16 protein-coding genes are annotated in these 15,312 nt (G+C 70.9%); 12 read left to right on the top strand and 4 right to left on the bottom strand.

Annotated features, from left to right (window positions below; translation table 11 throughout):
* The first annotated feature begins 27 nt into the window (after positions 1-27).
* The 10 genes from B5D60_RS02800 (at position 28) to secA (ending at position 12,620) form a co-directional block, all read left to right on the top strand.
* Positions 28-1,188: a PrsW family intramembrane metalloprotease gene (locus B5D60_RS02800; RefSeq protein WP_078698748.1), complete on the top strand. Its 1,161-nt coding sequence runs from the start codon at positions 28-30 to the stop codon at positions 1,186-1,188.
* Positions 1,189-1,232: 44 nt separating this feature from the next.
* Positions 1,233-2,666 (top strand): adenosylhomocysteinase, encoded by a 1,434-nt coding sequence (gene ahcY, locus B5D60_RS02795; protein ID WP_078698747.1) that lies wholly within the window; start codon positions 1,233-1,235, stop codon positions 2,664-2,666.
* Positions 2,667-2,668: 2 nt separating this feature from the next.
* A complete protein-coding gene (mtrA, locus tag B5D60_RS02790; RefSeq protein ID WP_078698746.1) occupies positions 2,669-3,370 on the top strand; it encodes an MtrAB system response regulator MtrA in 702 nt (233 codons plus the stop codon).
* A complete protein-coding gene (gene mtrB, locus B5D60_RS02785) occupies positions 3,370-4,899 on the top strand; it encodes an MtrAB system histidine kinase MtrB (protein WP_078698745.1) in 1,530 nt (509 codons plus the stop codon). Before mtrA ends, mtrB begins: the two co-directional genes overlap by 1 nt.
* Positions 4,896-6,548 (top strand): LpqB family beta-propeller domain-containing protein, encoded by a 1,653-nt coding sequence (locus tag B5D60_RS02780; RefSeq protein ID WP_078698744.1) that lies wholly within the window; start codon positions 4,896-4,898, stop codon positions 6,546-6,548. Before mtrB ends, B5D60_RS02780 begins: the two co-directional genes overlap by 4 nt.
* A gap of 61 nt (positions 6,549-6,609) precedes the next feature.
* Positions 6,610-7,302, top strand: a complete 693-nt coding sequence (locus B5D60_RS02775; protein WP_153302851.1) for a ComF family protein — start codon at positions 6,610-6,612, stop codon at positions 7,300-7,302.
* A gap of 41 nt (positions 7,303-7,343) precedes the next feature.
* A complete protein-coding gene (gene hpf / locus B5D60_RS02770) occupies positions 7,344-7,967 on the top strand; it encodes a ribosome hibernation-promoting factor, HPF/YfiA family (protein ID WP_078698742.1) in 624 nt (207 codons plus the stop codon).
* Between the two features lie 28 nt (positions 7,968-7,995).
* On the top strand, positions 7,996-8,658 hold the full coding sequence (locus tag B5D60_RS02765; RefSeq protein ID WP_231948952.1) for a response regulator: 663 nt from the start codon (positions 7,996-7,998) through the stop codon (positions 8,656-8,658).
* On the top strand, positions 8,655-9,869 hold the full coding sequence (locus tag B5D60_RS02760) for a winged helix-turn-helix domain-containing protein (protein ID WP_078698740.1): 1,215 nt from the start codon (positions 8,655-8,657) through the stop codon (positions 9,867-9,869). Before B5D60_RS02765 ends, B5D60_RS02760 begins: the two co-directional genes overlap by 4 nt.
* A gap of 9 nt (positions 9,870-9,878) precedes the next feature.
* A complete protein-coding gene (gene secA, locus B5D60_RS02755) occupies positions 9,879-12,620 on the top strand; it encodes a preprotein translocase subunit SecA (RefSeq protein ID WP_172806241.1) in 2,742 nt (913 codons plus the stop codon).
* 43 nt (positions 12,621-12,663) lie between these two features.
* On the opposite strand, the gene B5D60_RS02750 is transcribed toward secA, so the two are convergent.
* The 3 genes from B5D60_RS02750 to B5D60_RS02740 form a co-directional block, all read right to left on the bottom strand.
* Positions 12,664-13,107: an Rv3235 family protein gene (locus tag B5D60_RS02750; protein ID WP_078698739.1), complete on the bottom strand. Its 444-nt coding sequence runs from the start codon at positions 13,105-13,107 to the stop codon at positions 12,664-12,666.
* Positions 13,104-13,586: a LysM peptidoglycan-binding domain-containing protein gene (locus B5D60_RS02745; protein WP_078698738.1), complete on the bottom strand. Its 483-nt coding sequence runs from the start codon at positions 13,584-13,586 to the stop codon at positions 13,104-13,106. The genes B5D60_RS02750 and B5D60_RS02745 overlap by 4 nt, the downstream gene beginning before the upstream one ends.
* A gap of 131 nt (positions 13,587-13,717) precedes the next feature.
* Entirely contained in the window at positions 13,718-14,014 is a 297-nt protein-coding gene (locus B5D60_RS02740) for a MerR family transcriptional regulator (protein WP_078698737.1), read from the bottom strand.
* Positions 14,015-14,083: 69 nt separating this feature from the next.
* On the opposite strand from B5D60_RS02740, the gene B5D60_RS02735 reads away from it, so the two are divergent.
* Together B5D60_RS02735 and B5D60_RS02730 are read left to right on the top strand one after the other, a co-directional pair.
* Positions 14,084-14,548 (top strand): Hsp20/alpha crystallin family protein, encoded by a 465-nt coding sequence (locus B5D60_RS02735; protein WP_456236405.1) that lies wholly within the window; start codon positions 14,084-14,086, stop codon positions 14,546-14,548.
* A gap of 47 nt (positions 14,549-14,595) precedes the next feature.
* Entirely contained in the window at positions 14,596-15,087 is a 492-nt protein-coding gene (locus B5D60_RS02730) for a hypothetical protein (RefSeq protein ID WP_078698736.1), read from the top strand.
* Here the strand turns inward: B5D60_RS02730 and B5D60_RS02725 are convergent.
* On the bottom strand, positions 15,044-15,289 hold the full coding sequence (locus B5D60_RS02725) for a helix-turn-helix domain-containing protein (RefSeq protein ID WP_078698735.1): 246 nt from the start codon (positions 15,287-15,289) through the stop codon (positions 15,044-15,046). The two genes, B5D60_RS02730 and B5D60_RS02725, sit on opposite strands and share 44 nt — an antisense overlap.
* Positions 15,290-15,312 lie beyond the last annotated feature (23 nt).

Below are 15,312 nucleotides of genomic sequence, written 5' to 3'. Positions count from 1 at the left end.
GTGGTGGCGTCGCTCTAGGCTGTCCACGTGACGACGACCGAGGCGCCCGCCGCGCTGCCGCGCGAGGACGACCCGTTCCGCCAGCGCGGTCGCAAGGTTCTCGTGGTGCTGGTCTGGATCTCGGCGCTGCTCGGCGCGGCCGGTGCGATCTTCCTGGCCTCCACGTCGGGCTCGGTCACCGGCGCCTCCCTCGCGGTCGTCTACGCGCTCGTCCCGCTGCCGGTCGCGCTGGCCATGTACTGGTGGCTCGACCGCGTCGAGCCCGAGCCGTTCCGCTACAAGGCGGCCGCGTTCGTCTGGGGCGCGGTGATCGCCGTGGCGATCGCGCTGCCGATGGAGATCGGGATGTCGCGCCTGGGCATGAGCGAGGACTGGCTCATCGCGTTCGGGGCGCCGGTCGCCGAGGAGTTCGCCAAGGGCCTGTTCGTCGTGCTCACCCTCGTTCGGCTGCGCCGGATCATCGACGGGGTCCTCGACGGCCTCATCGTCTCGGGCCTGGTCGCGCTCGGCTTCGCCGCGATGGAGAACGTCGGCTACTACGCCGCGAGCTACCTGGGCTTCGACGAGGTGCCCTACTCCGGCACCGAGATGGCCACCGCCACGTTCGTGGTCCGCGGCCTGTTCAGCCCCTTCGCCCACCCGCTGTTCGCGTCGGCGATCGGCATCGCCGTCGGCCTGTCGGTCTCGCGCACCTCGCGGGCCCAGCGCTGGGGACTGGTGGCGCTGGGCTACCTCGTCAGTGTCGGCCTCCACGCGCTGTGGAACGGCTCGATCGTGATCGGGGGCGGCGTCGGCTTCCTGCTGGCCTACGTCGTGCTCGCGTGCCTGCTGCTCGGCCTGGGCATCACCGCGGTCGTGCTGCGGATGCGCCAGTTCGACGTGATGGTCCGCTCCCTGGGCGACATGGCGCGGCGCGGCTGGCTCCACCCGGCCGAGGTGCCGTGGCTGGTCCGCTTCGGCCGCCGGCGCCAGGCCCGCATCTTCGCGGCCGGCTACGGACCCATCGCCGTGGAGGCCGTCGACCGCTACCAGCAGCTCGCCACCGAGGTGGCCTTCCTGCACGACGCGGTGATGACCGGACGGGCCAAGCCCGAGGGTCCGGACCGCACGTATGCCCTGCTCGACCGCATGTGGCACCTGCGTCCGTTCCTGCGGTTCCCGCCCGCCCTGCCGCCCGGCTCCAGATGAGTGTCGCGTCGATTCGTTGAGGCTCGGTACTCGCCGGTACGCTGATGGGTATGGATTATCGCGTCAAGGACCTGTCCCTCCACGAGTACGGCCGCAAGGAGATCGAGCTCGCGGAGCACGAGATGCCGGGCCTGATGGCCATGCGTGAGCGCTACGGCGACACCAAGCCGCTGGCCGGCGCCCGCATCGCCGGATCGCTGCACATGACGATCCAGACCGCGGTCCTGATCGAGACCCTCACCGCCCTGGGCGCCGACGTGCGCTGGGCGACGTGCAACATCTTCTCCACCCAGGACCACGCCGCCGCCGCGGTCGTCGTCGGCCGGGACGGGACGCCGGACGATCCGCAGGGCACGCCGGTCTTCGCGTGGAAGGGCGAGACCCTCGCCGAGTACTGGGACGAGGCCGAGAAGGTGTTCGACTTCGCCGAGGGCGGACCCAACGTGCTGCTCGACGACGGTGGCGACATCACGATGCTGCTGCACCTGGGCGTCGAGTACGAGAAGGCCGGCGCCGTCCCGCCGCAGGACAGCACCGACAACGAGGAGTTCAAGGAGGTGCTGCGCGTCCTGGCCCGCTCGCTGGAGACCAAGCCGCAGCACTGGACGAACATCGCCAAGGACATCAAGGGTGTCTCCGAGGAGACCACCACCGGCGTCCTGCGCCTCTACGACCGCTTCCGCGAGGGCACGCTGCTCTTCCCGGCGATCAACGTCAACGACTCGGTCACCAAGAGCAAGTTCGACAACAAGTACGGCTGCCGCCACTCGCTCATCGACGGCATCAACCGCGCCACCGACGTCATGATCGGCGGCAAGGTCGCGGTCGTGTGCGGCTACGGCGACGTGGGCAAGGGCTCGGCCGAGTCGCTGCGCGGCCAGGGCGCTCGCGTCATCGTCACCGAGATCGACCCGATCTGCGCCCTCCAGGCCGCGATGGACGGCTACGAGGTCAAGCGCCTCGAGTCGGTCGTGGAGACCGCCGACATCTTCATCACCACGACGGGCAACTTCGACATCATCCGGGTCGAGCACTTCGAGAAGATGAAGCATCAGGCGATCGTGGGCAACATCGGCCATTTCGACAACGAGATCAACATGGCCGGCCTGGCCAAGATCCCCGGCATCGTCAAGGACGAGATCAAGCCCCAGGTCCACCAGTGGATCTTCCCCGACGGCAAGAAGATCATCGTGCTGTCCGAGGGCCGCCTGCTCAACCTGGGCAACGCCACGGGCCACCCCTCGTTCGTGATGTCGAACTCCTTCACGAACCAGGTGCTGGCGCAGATCGAGCTGTTCAGCAAGGCCGACCAGTACGAGCTGGGCGTGCATGTGCTGCCCAAGCACCTCGACGAGGAGGTCGCCCGACTGCACCTGGACGCGCTCGGTGTCGAGCTCACCGAGCTGTCGAAGGCCCAGGCCGAGTACCTCGGCGTCGACGTGGCAGGTCCGTACAAGTCGGACCACTACCGCTACTGAGCATGACGCAACGTCGCCCCAAGAACGATCGGGTGCTGGTCGTCGACGATGACGCGTCGTTGGCGGAGATGCTCACGATCGTCCTCGAGGGGGAGGGCTTCCGTACGTCGGTCTGTCGCACCGGCGACGCGGTGATGGAGGCCTTCGAGGCCTTCAAGCCCGATGTCGTGCTCCTTGACCGGATGCTCCCGGGTCTGGACGGCATGGAAGTGTGCCGCCGGATCCGGGAGGTCTCGGGCGTCCCGATCGTCATGCTGACCGCCAAGGGCGACACGCGCGACATCGTCGACGGCCTCGGCGTCGGGGCCGACGACTACATCACCAAGCCGTTCCGCAACAGCGAGCTGATCGCGCGCATCCGCGCCCGGCTGCGCCGCAGCGACCCGATGGGCGCCCGGATCGAGTTCGGCGGGATCGTGCTCGACCCCCAGGCCCACACCGTCACCCGTGACGGCCGCCCGGTGTCGCTCACACCGCTGGAGTTCGACCTGCTCGCGTGCCTGATCTCCGCGCCCGAGCAGGTCTTCAGCCGCGAGGCGCTGCTGGAGAAGGTCTGGGGCTACCACCATCCCGGTGACACCAAGCTGGTCAACGTCCACATGACCCGCCTGCGCCAGAAGATCGAGGACGACGCCGACAACCCCAGCGTCATCCGCACGGTCCGCGGCGTCGGCTACCAGGCGATCGATCCGGCGACCCCCTGATGCGCCGGCTCGTCGGGCTGTGGCGCCGTTCGCTGCGGACGCGAGTCGTCATCAACACGCTCCTGCTCAGCATCGCGGTCATCATGATCGTGGGCTGGGCGCTGCTGCGCGACGTCGCCGGCGGGCTGGCCGACAACCGTCGTGACGCCGCCATCGCGGAGGCCCGCGCCGGCCTGGAGCAGGCGCAGTCCCAGCTCGACGCGGCGGTCGACAGCGAGCCCGCGCGCCAGTCGCCGGCCCTGACCCAGCTGGTCGACTCGCTGGCCGCCACGCGCGGCGAGAACCGCGCCTACGAGCTCGTCCTCCAGGGCCCCCTGGCCGAGGCCGGTGGCGCGCCCGTCCGGGCCTCGGGCAACGTGGGGATCGAGGAGGTCCCGAAGTCCCTGGTGGAGCGGGTCAGTGCCGACCAGGGCACGTTCTGGACGTTCTCCGAGCTGGCCCCCTTCGGCGCGGGCGACGATCTCCCGGTCGTCACGGTCGGCGGCCGCGTCACCGCCCAGGGCTCCAACGACCAGTACGCGCTCTACTACGTCTTCTCGATGGCCGACCAGCAGGAGACGCTCGACCTCGTGCGCACGGCACTGCTCGCGGGCGGCGCCGCCCTGCTCGTGATGGTGACCCTGGTGGCGTGGCTGGTGGCCCGCCAGGTCGTCGAGCCCGTCCGCCTGGCGCGCCGGATCGCGGAGCGCTTCGCCGCGGGCAACCTCGAGCAGCGCATGCACGTCAAGGGCGAGGACGACATCGCCCGCCTCAGCACGTCGTTCAACCAGATGGCCGAGAGCCTGCAGAGCCAGATCCGCCGCCTGGAGAACCTCTCGCGGCTCCAGCAGCGGTTCGTCTCCGACGTCTCCCACGAGCTGCGCACTCCGTTGACGACCGTGCAGATGGCCGGACAGGTGCTGTTCGAGGCGCGGCCGAAGTTCGACCCGCAGACCGCGCGGGCCGCCGAGCTGCTGCACACCGAGGTCGGCCGCTTCGAGGCGTTGCTGTCCGACCTGCTCGACCTCAGCCGGTTCGACGCCGGCGCGGCGACCCTGGAGCTCGACCCGGTCGACCTGGCCTCCGTGGCCAGGGCGGCGGCCGCCGACGAGGTTTTGGTGCGGGCGGGGATCGTGGGTCGTGCGCGAGGTGTCGGCGTCCCGGCCGTCGTCGACGCCGACATCCGGCGCGTGGACCGCATGGTGCGCAACCTGATCGTGAACGCGGCGCGCTACAGCCGGTCGTCGCGGGTTGAGGTCATCGTCGCGCAGGCGCCCGACCGGGTCTCGCTGGCGGTCCGTGACCACGGCGTGGGCATGGAGCCCGAGGAGGTGCGGCGCGTCTTCGACCGGTTCTGGCGCGGCGACCCGGCGCGGTCGCAGGGTGGCACCGGGCTGGGCCTGGCCATCGCGCGCGAGGACGCCGCCCTGCACGGCGGCACGCTGGAGGTCTGGTCGCGCAAGGGCCAGGGCACGGAGTTCATCCTCACCCTCCCGCGCGTCGCCGGCGAGCGCGTCTGGTCGCCCGTCACGAGGTCGGTGTTCGCATGACCCGCCGCTCCGTCGCCGTGGCGCTCACGCTGGTCGCCGCCCTCCTGGCCGGGTGTGCGGGCATCCCCACGTCCGGCCCGGTCGAGCGTGTGGAGGACGAGGCGGGCCTGGGCGAGAGCACCGTGCGCTACACCCCGTCCGGTCCCACCCCCGGCATGACCGAGGCCCAGACCGTCCGCGGGTTCCTCGACGCGATGCTCGCCTACCCCGTGACCCACCGCGTGGCCGCGGAGTACCTCACGCAGGATGCCGCGCAGCAGTGGCGGCCCGGCCGCGGCACCACCGTCTACACCGAGGCCCAGGTGTTCTCCGAGTCGGTCGGCTCGAGCCGGATCGACCTGGCGACCGACGTGCGTCTCGACGAGCAGGGCCGCCTGACGCCTGCGGAGGGCAAGCGCCGGATCGAGTTCGACCTCGCCCGGATCGACGGTCAGTGGCGCATCTCCAACCCGCCCGACGGGGTGCTGGTCAGCCGCGACTGGTTCGAGGACTACGTGCGCGCCTTCGACCTGTACTTCCTCGACGAGACCGGCCGCCACGTGGTGCCGGTGCCGGTGCACGAGGTCGTGGGCGACCAGCTGGCCACCTCCCTCATGACGAGCCTGGCGCTCGGGCCGCAGCCCGACACCGTGCCAGGCCTCACCACCGCCGTGCCGCCCGCCGAGGACCTGCGCGCCTCCGTGCCCGTCGTGGCCGGGGTGGCCCAGGTCGACTTCTCGCGGCGCGTCGGCGAGCTGTCGACCACCACGCAGAAGCGCATCTCCGCCCAGGTCGCCTGGACGCTGCGGCAGGTCCCGGCCGTCACGGACATCCAGATCACCGGCGACGGCACGGTCGTGGCACCCACCGGTGATCTCGTGCAGGATGCCGGCGGCTGGGCCTCCTTCGGGCCCGACAAGTCGCGGCGCTGGGCGTACGTGGCGGCCGGCGGCATCGTGCACCAGGTGGGCCCGCGCGCGCAGCAGCCGGTGCCGGGCGCCTGGGGCCGCGACGACGGGGGAGCCTCCGCCGTGGTCGTCGCCGAGGACCGGGCGGTCGGGGTGTGGGCCGACCGGGCGCGCATCACCGCCGCCGACGGGTCCGACCCGCTCGAGGTCTCGGGGCAGGGCTTCCTGCGCCCGGTGCTCGACATCGACGCGCAGGCCTGGCTCGTCGACCGCTCCGGCGGTCGCGCCCGCGTCAGGGTCCACGACGGCACGTCGCTCTCGCTCGTGCCGAGCCCGGGCCTCACCGAGGTCTCGTCGTTCGCCGTCTCGCCCGACGGCGCCCGCTACGCGGCCACGGCCGGGGGTCGGCTCCTGCTCGGCGGGGTCGTGCGTGCCGAGGGCCAGGTCGTGCGCCTGACCCGCCCGGTGGAGCAGGCCACACAGGACCCGGCGCGCCAGGTCGTGTGGGTCGACGGCTCGCGGGTGGCGCACCTCGGGCCGCGCGGCACGCAGATCCGCTCCGTGCGCATCGACGGCACCGGCGCCGTGGACGCGTGGCCCGGTGGTGGCCAGCTGCTGCCCGACATCGTCCCCGTCGGCCTCGTCGCGACCGCCGCGGCGTCGTCCGACCTCTACCTGCTCGACAGTGTCGGAGGCGTCTGGCTGCTCGACCGCACGCGCTGGGTCCCGGTCGACGTGCCCGTGGCGCGCGGCATCGCCTGAGCCGTCCACAGGCCCGGCGCGCGCTCTGGCCCGGCGGCTGGCACCCGCCCACACTGGGCCGATGGAGCGGTGGTGGCAGGCGGCGGCCGACCTCGTCCTCGGTGCGAGCTGCCCGCTGTGCGGGTCGCCCGGCGGCCGGGTGTGCCGGCGATGCGCGGCGAGCCTCCCGCCTGAGCCCGCGCAGGTGTCGCTCGAGGGACTCGACGTGGTGGGCGCGGGGATCCACGTCGGCTCGCGGCGTGACGCGCTCCTGGCCTGGAAGCTGGGCGGCACCCACACCCTCGACGCGCTCATGGCCCACCACCTCGCCGCCGCCGTGATCACGCTGCTCGGCGCCGAGCGGTCGGTGACGCTCGTCCCGGTGCCGTCCACCCGCCGGTCGCGTCGCGAGCGGGGACGCGATCTCGTGGCCGACCTTGCAGCCGCCGCGGCGCGTTCGCTCGGCACGATCGGGGTCGACGCCACCGCCGTCGGCTGCCTGAGGCTCGTCCGCGAGACCGGTGACCAGCACGCCCTCGGCCGCGTCGAACGATCGCGGAATCTCGCTGGGAGCATGTGGTCGATCGCCGTTCCGGAGGGGCCCGTGGTGATCGTCGACGACGTCGTCACGACCGGCTCCACGGCCCGTGAGGCGGCGCGTGCACTCGTGGCGGCAGGGGCCGTCGAGATACTCGGTGCGGCGGCGGTCGTGGTGGCCTCAGCGGGGTCTCCACCGGTGGCGGGTCACCCTCCGGACGGGCTACGGTCGAGGTAGCCGAGAGCTCGGAACCTCGGACACTGGAGAAGGAGTCGGACATGGAAATCGTGGTCACCGGACGCAACAGTGAGATCTCGGAGCGGTTCCGCTCCCATGTCGCCGAGAAGCTCCAGCGGATCGAGAAGTTCGACGGTCGTCAGCGGATCAATCGGGTCGAGGTCGAGGTGACCCACGAGAAGAACCCGCGCCAGCACGACAAGGCCGCCAAGGTGGAGATGACGCTGCACTCGCGCGGTCCCGCCGTCCGGGTGGAGGCGGCCTCCACCGACCAGCACTCGGCGCTCGACGCCGCGGTCGACAAGCTGGAGGGGCGCCTGCGCAAGGTGGTCGACCGCAAGATCCGGCACCGCGACAAGCACGCCCCCGGAACCCTCGAGGAGGCCACGGCCGACCTGAAGGTGGCCGGGTCGCCCGACGAGGACTCCGACGACCCGCTGGTGCGCCAGGTGGCCAGCATCGAGGTGCAGGGCGACGGCCCGCTCGTCGTGCGCGAGAAGGACCACACCTCCGTGGCGATGACCCTCGACCAGGCCCTCTACGAGATGGAGCTCGTCGGGCACGACTTCTTCCTCTTCGTGGAGAAGGACTCGATGCGACCGAGCGTCGTCTACCGCCGCAAGGGCTACGACTACGGCGTGATCCGGCTCAAGGTCGAGGGGTGAAAGTCGCCGAACGTGGCATGATCGTGCCGTGACTACGAACGCGGATGCCATCCGGGTGCTCCTGGTCGATGACCAGGAGCTCTTCCGGCGCGGCGTCACCATGGTTCTCGGTGCCGACGGCGGATTCGAGATCGAGGACGTCGACGACGGCGACGCGGCCCTGGAGCGGATCGCGGAGGAGCCGTTCGACGTGGTGCTGCTCGACGTCCGCATGCCGGGACGCAGTGGCGTGGAGATCTGCGGCGCCATCAAGGAGACCGCGCCCACGACGGGCATCATCATGCTCACGGCCAGCGATGACGAGGCCGACCTGTACGAGTCGATCAAGGCCGGTGCCGCGGGCTACCTGCTCAAGGACGGCTCCACGTACGACCAGGTCGCCGAGGCGGTCAAGCTGGTCGCCGCGGGACAGTCGCTGATCAGCCCGAGCATGGCCACGAAGCTGCTCGACGAGTTCGTGCACATGGCGAAGGGCCCGGCCCCGGCCACCAGCCTGACCGCCCGCGAGCTCCAGGTGCTGCGCCTCGTCGCCCACGGCAAGAGCAACCGCGACATCGCCGGAGAGCTCTTCATCAGCGAGAACACGGTCAAGAACCACATCCGCAACATCCTGGAGAAGCTGCAGATGAAGTCGCGGATGGAGGCGGCCATGTACGCCGTCCGCAGCAAGCTCATCGACGACGTGCTGTGACCCCACGCCTCTCGGCGTTGCAGGCGCGACGCATCGCGCTCGCCGCCCAGGGGTTCACGCGGACGCAGCCCGCGCAGGTCCGCCGCGAGCACGTCGCGCGCGTCGCGCAGCGGCTCGGGTTCTTCCAGATCGACTCGGTCAACGTGCTGCAGCGCGCCCACTACCTGCCGCTGTACTCGCGGCTGGGACCCTACGACACCGAGCTGCTGCACCGCGCGGCCGGCCGGGCCCCGCGACTGCTGTTCGAGTACTGGGCGCACGAGGCGTCGCTCGTCGACGTGGACCTGTGGCCCGCGATGAGCCACAAGATGCGCTCGGGGCGGGGCATGTGGGGAGCGATGGCCCGCACCGCGGACGACAACCCCGACCTGATCGACCAGGTCGAGTCCGCCGTCGCGCAGTGGGGCCCGATCACGGCACGCGAGCTGGAGGCCCGGCTCGGTGCCGAGGAGCGCGATCGCACGCACTGGGGCTGGAACTGGTCGCAGACGAAGCAGGCGCTGGAGTACCTCTTCTTCGTCGGTCGGGTGTCGTCCGCCCGGCGCAACGCCGCCTTCGAGCGCGAGTACGACCTGCCCGAGCGCGTCCTGCCCGCCCGCGTGCTCGCCCTGCCGGAGCCGTCCGACGAGGAGGCGCACGTGACCCTCGTCGGCCACGCCGCCCGGGCCCTGGGCGTCGCCACGGTGCAGTGCCTGCGCGACTACTTCCGCCTGGCGCCCGTCCCCACGGCCTCGGCGGTGAGCGCCCTGGTGGCCGACGGCACCCTCGAGCCGGTGACCATCGACGGGTGGAAGCGCCCGGCCTACCTGCACGCCGAGGCGGCGCGCCCGCGCCGGGTGGAGGCGCACACGCTGCTCAGCCCCTTCGATCCGCTGGTGTTCGAGCGCACGCGCACCGAGCACCTCTTCGACTTCCGCTACCGGATCGAGATCTACGTGCCGGCCGCGCGACGCGTGCACGGCTACTACGTGCTGCCGTTCCTGCTGGGCGACCGCCTCGTCGCGCGGGTCGACCTCAAGGCCGATCGGGCGCGCGGCCGGCTGCTGGTGCCGGGGGCCTTCGCCGAGCCCGGTGCGCCCGACTCGACCGCCGCCGAGCTGGCGCAGGAACTGCACCGTCTCGCCGGATGGCTCGGGCTGGAGGGCGTCGAGGTGGGGGAGCGCGGAGATCTCGCTCACGCGCTGGCGACGGAGTGTGCCCGCCCGCACTAGGATGGCCGGGTGCCGAAGATCATCGACAGTATCCTGCGGGCCGGCGAGGGCAAGATCCTCAAGCGCCTCGACCGCATCGCCGACCAGGTCAACGCCCTGGGCGACGAGTTCTCCGCCTTGAGCGACGCCGAGCTGCGCGCCATGACCGACGAGTTCAAGGAGCGGCTCGAGGCCGGCGAGTCCCTCGACGACATCCTGCCCGAGGCCTTCGCCACGGTCCGCGAGGCCGCCACGCGCGTGCTCGGCCAGCGCCACTTCGACGTGCAGATCCTCGGTGGCGCCGCGCTGCACCTGGGCAACATCGCCGAGATGAAGACCGGTGAGGGCAAGACCCTCGTCGCGACGCTCCCGTCCTACCTGAACGCGCTGTCCGGCAAGGGCGTCCACGTGGTCACGGTCAACGACTACCTGGCCAAGTACCAGTCCGAGATGATGGGCCGCGTCCACCACTTCCTCGGCCTCACGGTCGGCGTCGTCGTCGCGGGCCAGACGCCCGTCCAGCGTCGCGAGGCCTACGCCTGCGACATCACGTACGGCACGAACAACGAGTTCGGCTTCGACTACCTGCGCGACAACATGGCCGACTCCCTCGAGGAGTGCGTCCAGCGTGGCCACAACTTCGCCATCGTCGACGAGGTCGACTCGATCCTCATCGACGAGGCCCGCACGCCGCTGATCATCTCGGGCCCCACCGAGGACGAGGTCAAGTGGTACGGCGAGTTCGCCCGCATGATCGACGCGATGCGCATCGACGAGCACTACGAGGTCGACGAGAAGAAGCGCACCGTCGCGGTCACCGAGAAGGCCATCGACGTGGTCGAGGACCAGCTCGGCATCGCGAACCTGTACGACGCGGTCAACACCCCGCTCATCGGCTTCCTGAACAACGCCGTGAAGGCCAAGGAGCTGTTCAAGAAGGACAAGGACTACGTCGTCATCGACGGCGAGGTCCTGATCGTCGACGAGCACACCGGTCGCCTGCTCGAAGGCCGCCGCTACAACGAGGGCCTGCACCAGGCGATCGAGGCGAAGGAGGGCGTCCGGATCCGCGAGGAGTACCAGACGCTGGCCACGATCACCCTGCAGAACTACTTCCGTCTCTACTCCACCCTCTCGGGCATGACCGGCACGGCCATGACCGAGGCGGCCGAGTTCGACAAGATCTACAAGCTCGGCGTCGTGCCCATCCGCACGAACAAGCCGATCCGCCGCGACGACCTGCCCGACCTCGTGTACCGCACCGAGGACGCGAAGTTCAACGCCGTCGTCGACGACATCGCCGCGCGCCACGCCAAGGGGCAGCCGGTGCTGATCGGCACCACCAGCGTCGCCAAGAGCGAGCGGCTCAGCAAGCAGCTGAAGAAGCAGGGCATCGCCCACGAGGTCCTGAACGCCAAGCACCACGACCGCGAGGCCGCGATCGTCGCCCGCGCCGGCCACAAGGGCGCCGTCACCGTCGCCACCAACATGGCCGGTCGCGGTACCGACATCATGCTCGGCGGCAGCGTCGAGTTCCTGGCCGACGCCGAGTTGCGCAGCAAGGGCCTCGACCCCGTCGAGACCCCCGAGGAGTACGACGCCGCGTGGCCCGACGCCCTCGAGCGCATCGAGAAGCAGGTGGCGGCCGAGAAGGACGAGGTCGTCGCGGCCGGTGGCCTGGCCGTCATCGGCACCGAGCGCCACGAGTCCCGCCGCATCGACAACCAGTTGCGTGGCCGCTCCGGCCGTCAGGGCGACCCGGGCTCCACCCGCTTCTACCTGTCGCTCGAGGACGACCTCATGCGCCTGTTCAAGGGCGAGTGGGTCAACTGGATCCTGCAGACGATGAAGATCCCCGACGACGTGCCGATCGAGAACAAGCGCGTCACGAAGTCGATCGCGTCGGCGCAGGGCCTGGTCGAGGCGCAGAACTTCGAGACCCGCAAGAACATCCTCAAGTACGACGACGTCATGAGCGCCCAGCGTGAGGTCGTCTACTCCCAGCGCCGCCGCGTGCTCGAGGGCGAGGACCTCGAGCCGCGCGTGCGCCAGATGATCGAGGACGTCACGGGCGCCTACGTCACCGCCGCCACCGACGGCTACCCCACGTCGTGGGAGCTCGACAAGCTGTGGACCGCACTCGGCACCCTCTACCCGATCTCGCTCGACCACGAGCAGGTCGTGGAGGAGGCCGGCGGACTGGAGCGGCTCGACGCGGCCACGCTGCGGGCACGGATCGTCGAGGACGCGCTGTCGGCCTACGACAAGCGCGAGGCCGAGCTGGGCGACGAGGTCGCCCGTGAGCTGGAGCGCCGCGTCGTGCTGAGCGTGCTCGACCGCAAGTGGCGCGAGCACCTGTACGAGATGGACTACCTCCGCGAGGGCATCGGCCTGCGCGCGTACAGCCAGCGTGACCCGCTGGTGGAGTACCAGCGCGAGGGCTACGACCTGTTCAACGCGATGATGGAGGGCATCTCCGAGGAGTCCGTCGGCTACCTGTTCAACCTCAGCGTCGAGATCGAGGTCGACGAGGACGACGAGGGGGACGAGCCCCCGCACATCTCGGCCAAGGGCCTCGAGCCGGACACGACGCCCAAGCAGCTGTCGTACTCGGCGCCGTCGGAGGACGGCTCGGCCATGGCGGTCGAGGAGTCGGTCGTCGACGAGGACGAGGACGTCGACGCGAACGAGCTGGCGCGCCAGAACAAGGCCAAGGATGCCGCTCGTCGCAAGGCGAAGGCCGCCCGCCAGTCGCGCAAGAAGAACCGCTGACCCTCGCCTGCACGGCGTGCTGAGGGGCTCACGCCCACTCTGCTCACGCCCACTCGGCCGCCGTGCAGCGCCATGTCGTGCGCCCCTGGTGGTCGCGGCCGCGCTGCAGGCGCACCGCCAGCGCGTGGGACCGGCCCCGGTGCACCATCCGGGCCGCGATCTCCGCCGCGCCGGGGTCGACCATGGCGATGTGCACCGAGACGACGCGCGGGCTGTGGCGTGGCCCGCCGGCGACGAACCGCTCGGTGACGTACCGGTGCAGCTGCTCGTAGACGTCGCGGCTCAGCCACGGACCCAGCTGGCGGACGGGACGGACTCCGGTGATCACCTCCGCGAGCGCCTGCGTGAAGCGCGCGCAGCGATGCCGGAGCTCGCTGGCGTCGCCGCGCTCGACCGGGACCGGCACGAGCGGCGGTGAGGGCGCGAAAGGCAGGGGGACCTGCCGGGGCGCGAGCGGATCGGTGGCGAGTGCGGTGGCGGTGATCATGGTGCTCCTGGCGGATCGAGGCGTTGGCCGGGCTGGATGAGGTCGGGGTCGTCCCCGATGACGTCGCGGTTGGCGCGGTACCACCGGTCGACAGCGGCACCGAGGCTGGTGTCGTCGGCGCCGGGGGACCGGCCGCGGACGATCGACCAGAGGCTGTCGCCGGGAGCCACGACGTGCACCGGTGGCTCGGGTGCGGACGTGGCGGGTGCCGGCGCGGTCGTCAGGGGCCGGTCGGGCAGGGCGAGACCTTGCAGGCTCTCGACGCCGCCAGGTGTCGCGCGGGCGGGCGACTGCACCGAGACGACCACGCCGGTGACCAGCAGCGCACGCAGCAGGGGAGGGGCGAGCCGCGCCGCGAGCCGCCGGTCGGCCAGCGCCAGCAGCAGGCCCAGACCCCACCACATGGCCCACAGCGCGAGCACCCCGGTGAGGACGACGCGCAGCGCCTCCTCAGGCCCTGAGGTCGACAGGTCGAGCATCCGATCCCCCGATCGCGGTCGTCAATGGCGTCCGATGAATGCATTTGACGACAGATGGCGTGATGAGGGACCAGCGAACCGCATGCCAAGGACCCCGTCAATGCTCATGACGGGAGGGTGTGGACGAGCCCTCAGGGCGAGGTGGGGCGGCGCCTCATGCGCTCGTTCTCGTGGCGGAGCCGCGCCACCTGATCCTCCAGGGCCAGGACGCGCTCGATGCCGGCCAGGTTGAGCCCGTCGGCGAGGAGGTCGCGGATGCGGACCAGCCGCCGGAGATCGGCTCGGCTGTAGCGGCGGGTGCCGCCCGCCGTTCGGAACGGCTCGAGCAGTCCCCGACGTTCGTAGACGCGGAGGTTCTGCACCTGCATCGACACCATCTCGGCGGCCACCGAGATGGCGTAGACGCCGTCCTCGTCGTCCTCGCGCATGATCGTCCTCCTCAGTACCTGAACTGTACTTGACAAGGAATATGAAATGGTGAATATAGGTTTTGACGGATGAGAACCACCATCACTCGCAAGGAGGAATCGACGATGATGATCCGCACGACCGACCCGTTCCGCGACTTCGACCGCATCACCCAGCAGCTGCTCGGGACCACCAACCGGCCGGCGTTCATGCCGATGGACGCGTGGCGCGAAGGTGACACCTTCGTCGTGGAGTTCGACCTCCCCGGGGTGGCGAAGGACAGCATCGACCTCGACATCGAGCGCAACGTCCTGACGGTGCGCGCCGAGCGGGTCGCCCGCAACGGCGACTGGGAGATGCTGGCGTCCGAACGCCCGCGCGGCGCCTTCAGCCGCCAGCTCGTGCTGGGCGACAACCTCGACCTGGAGCGCATCGAGGCCACCTACGAGGACGGCGTCCTTGGCCTGCGCATCCCCGTGGCCGAGCGCGCGAAGCCGCGCAAGATCGAGATCGGCGGCGCCCGCAGCGGCGACAACGCCGCCATCGAGGCCTGATCCGCACGACACCGTAGGGCCTTCGCCGAAGGCCCTACGGTGTCCTCATGCGCTGGGACCGACTGTTCGCCGACCTCGAGGGTGCGGCGATCGACGAGCACGCCGACGAGCGTGACGCCCTCGCGGACGACCTGCGCGAGGAGCAGTGGGGCGCCCTGGGCTGGACGGACCTGCTCGGCGGGCCGGACGTCCGCCTCGACGTGGCGGGTCTCGGCGAGATCGGGGGCCGGGTCGCCGGAGTCGGCGACGTGCTCCTCGTCGAGGACGCAGGTCGTCGCGTCATCGTGATGCCGGAGGCGGTCACCGCGGTCTCGGGCCGCGACGGCCGGGCCGCGGCCGCGCCTCCGACGGCGCGGACCCGTCGACAGGTCGCCCGAGCCGTGAGGGACGCCGGGGTCGAGGTGCGCGTCGTCCGACGCGATGGCCGGGCCGTCGAGGGCTCGATCGTCGCGGTGGGAGCCGACTTCGTGCAGGTGGCCGCGGGGGAACGGCGCGTCAGTCTGCCCTGGGCGTGGATTGCGGCTCTCGTGCAGCGCTGACCCCGGTGTCGCGCGCCGTGCGCTCGTACTGGCGCGCGATGTAGTCCTCGAGCGCGCTCGCCTCGATGCGCCACATCTTGCGCCCCCCGACCTGGAAGCCGCGCAGCTCGCCGGACTTCAGCAGACCCCAGACGACGCGAACGTCGACCTTCAGGGTCTCGGCGACGTCGTTCGCCGTGAGGAACTGGTGCTGGGGGGCCATGACCTCATTCTCACACGCAGGAC

The organism is Aeromicrobium choanae, assembly GCF_900167475.1.
GTDB lineage: Bacteria > Actinomycetota > Actinomycetes > Propionibacteriales > Nocardioidaceae > Aeromicrobium > Aeromicrobium choanae.
Note: the sequence above shows the minus strand (reverse complement) of the source record. Positions and strands in the feature narration are given on the sequence as shown.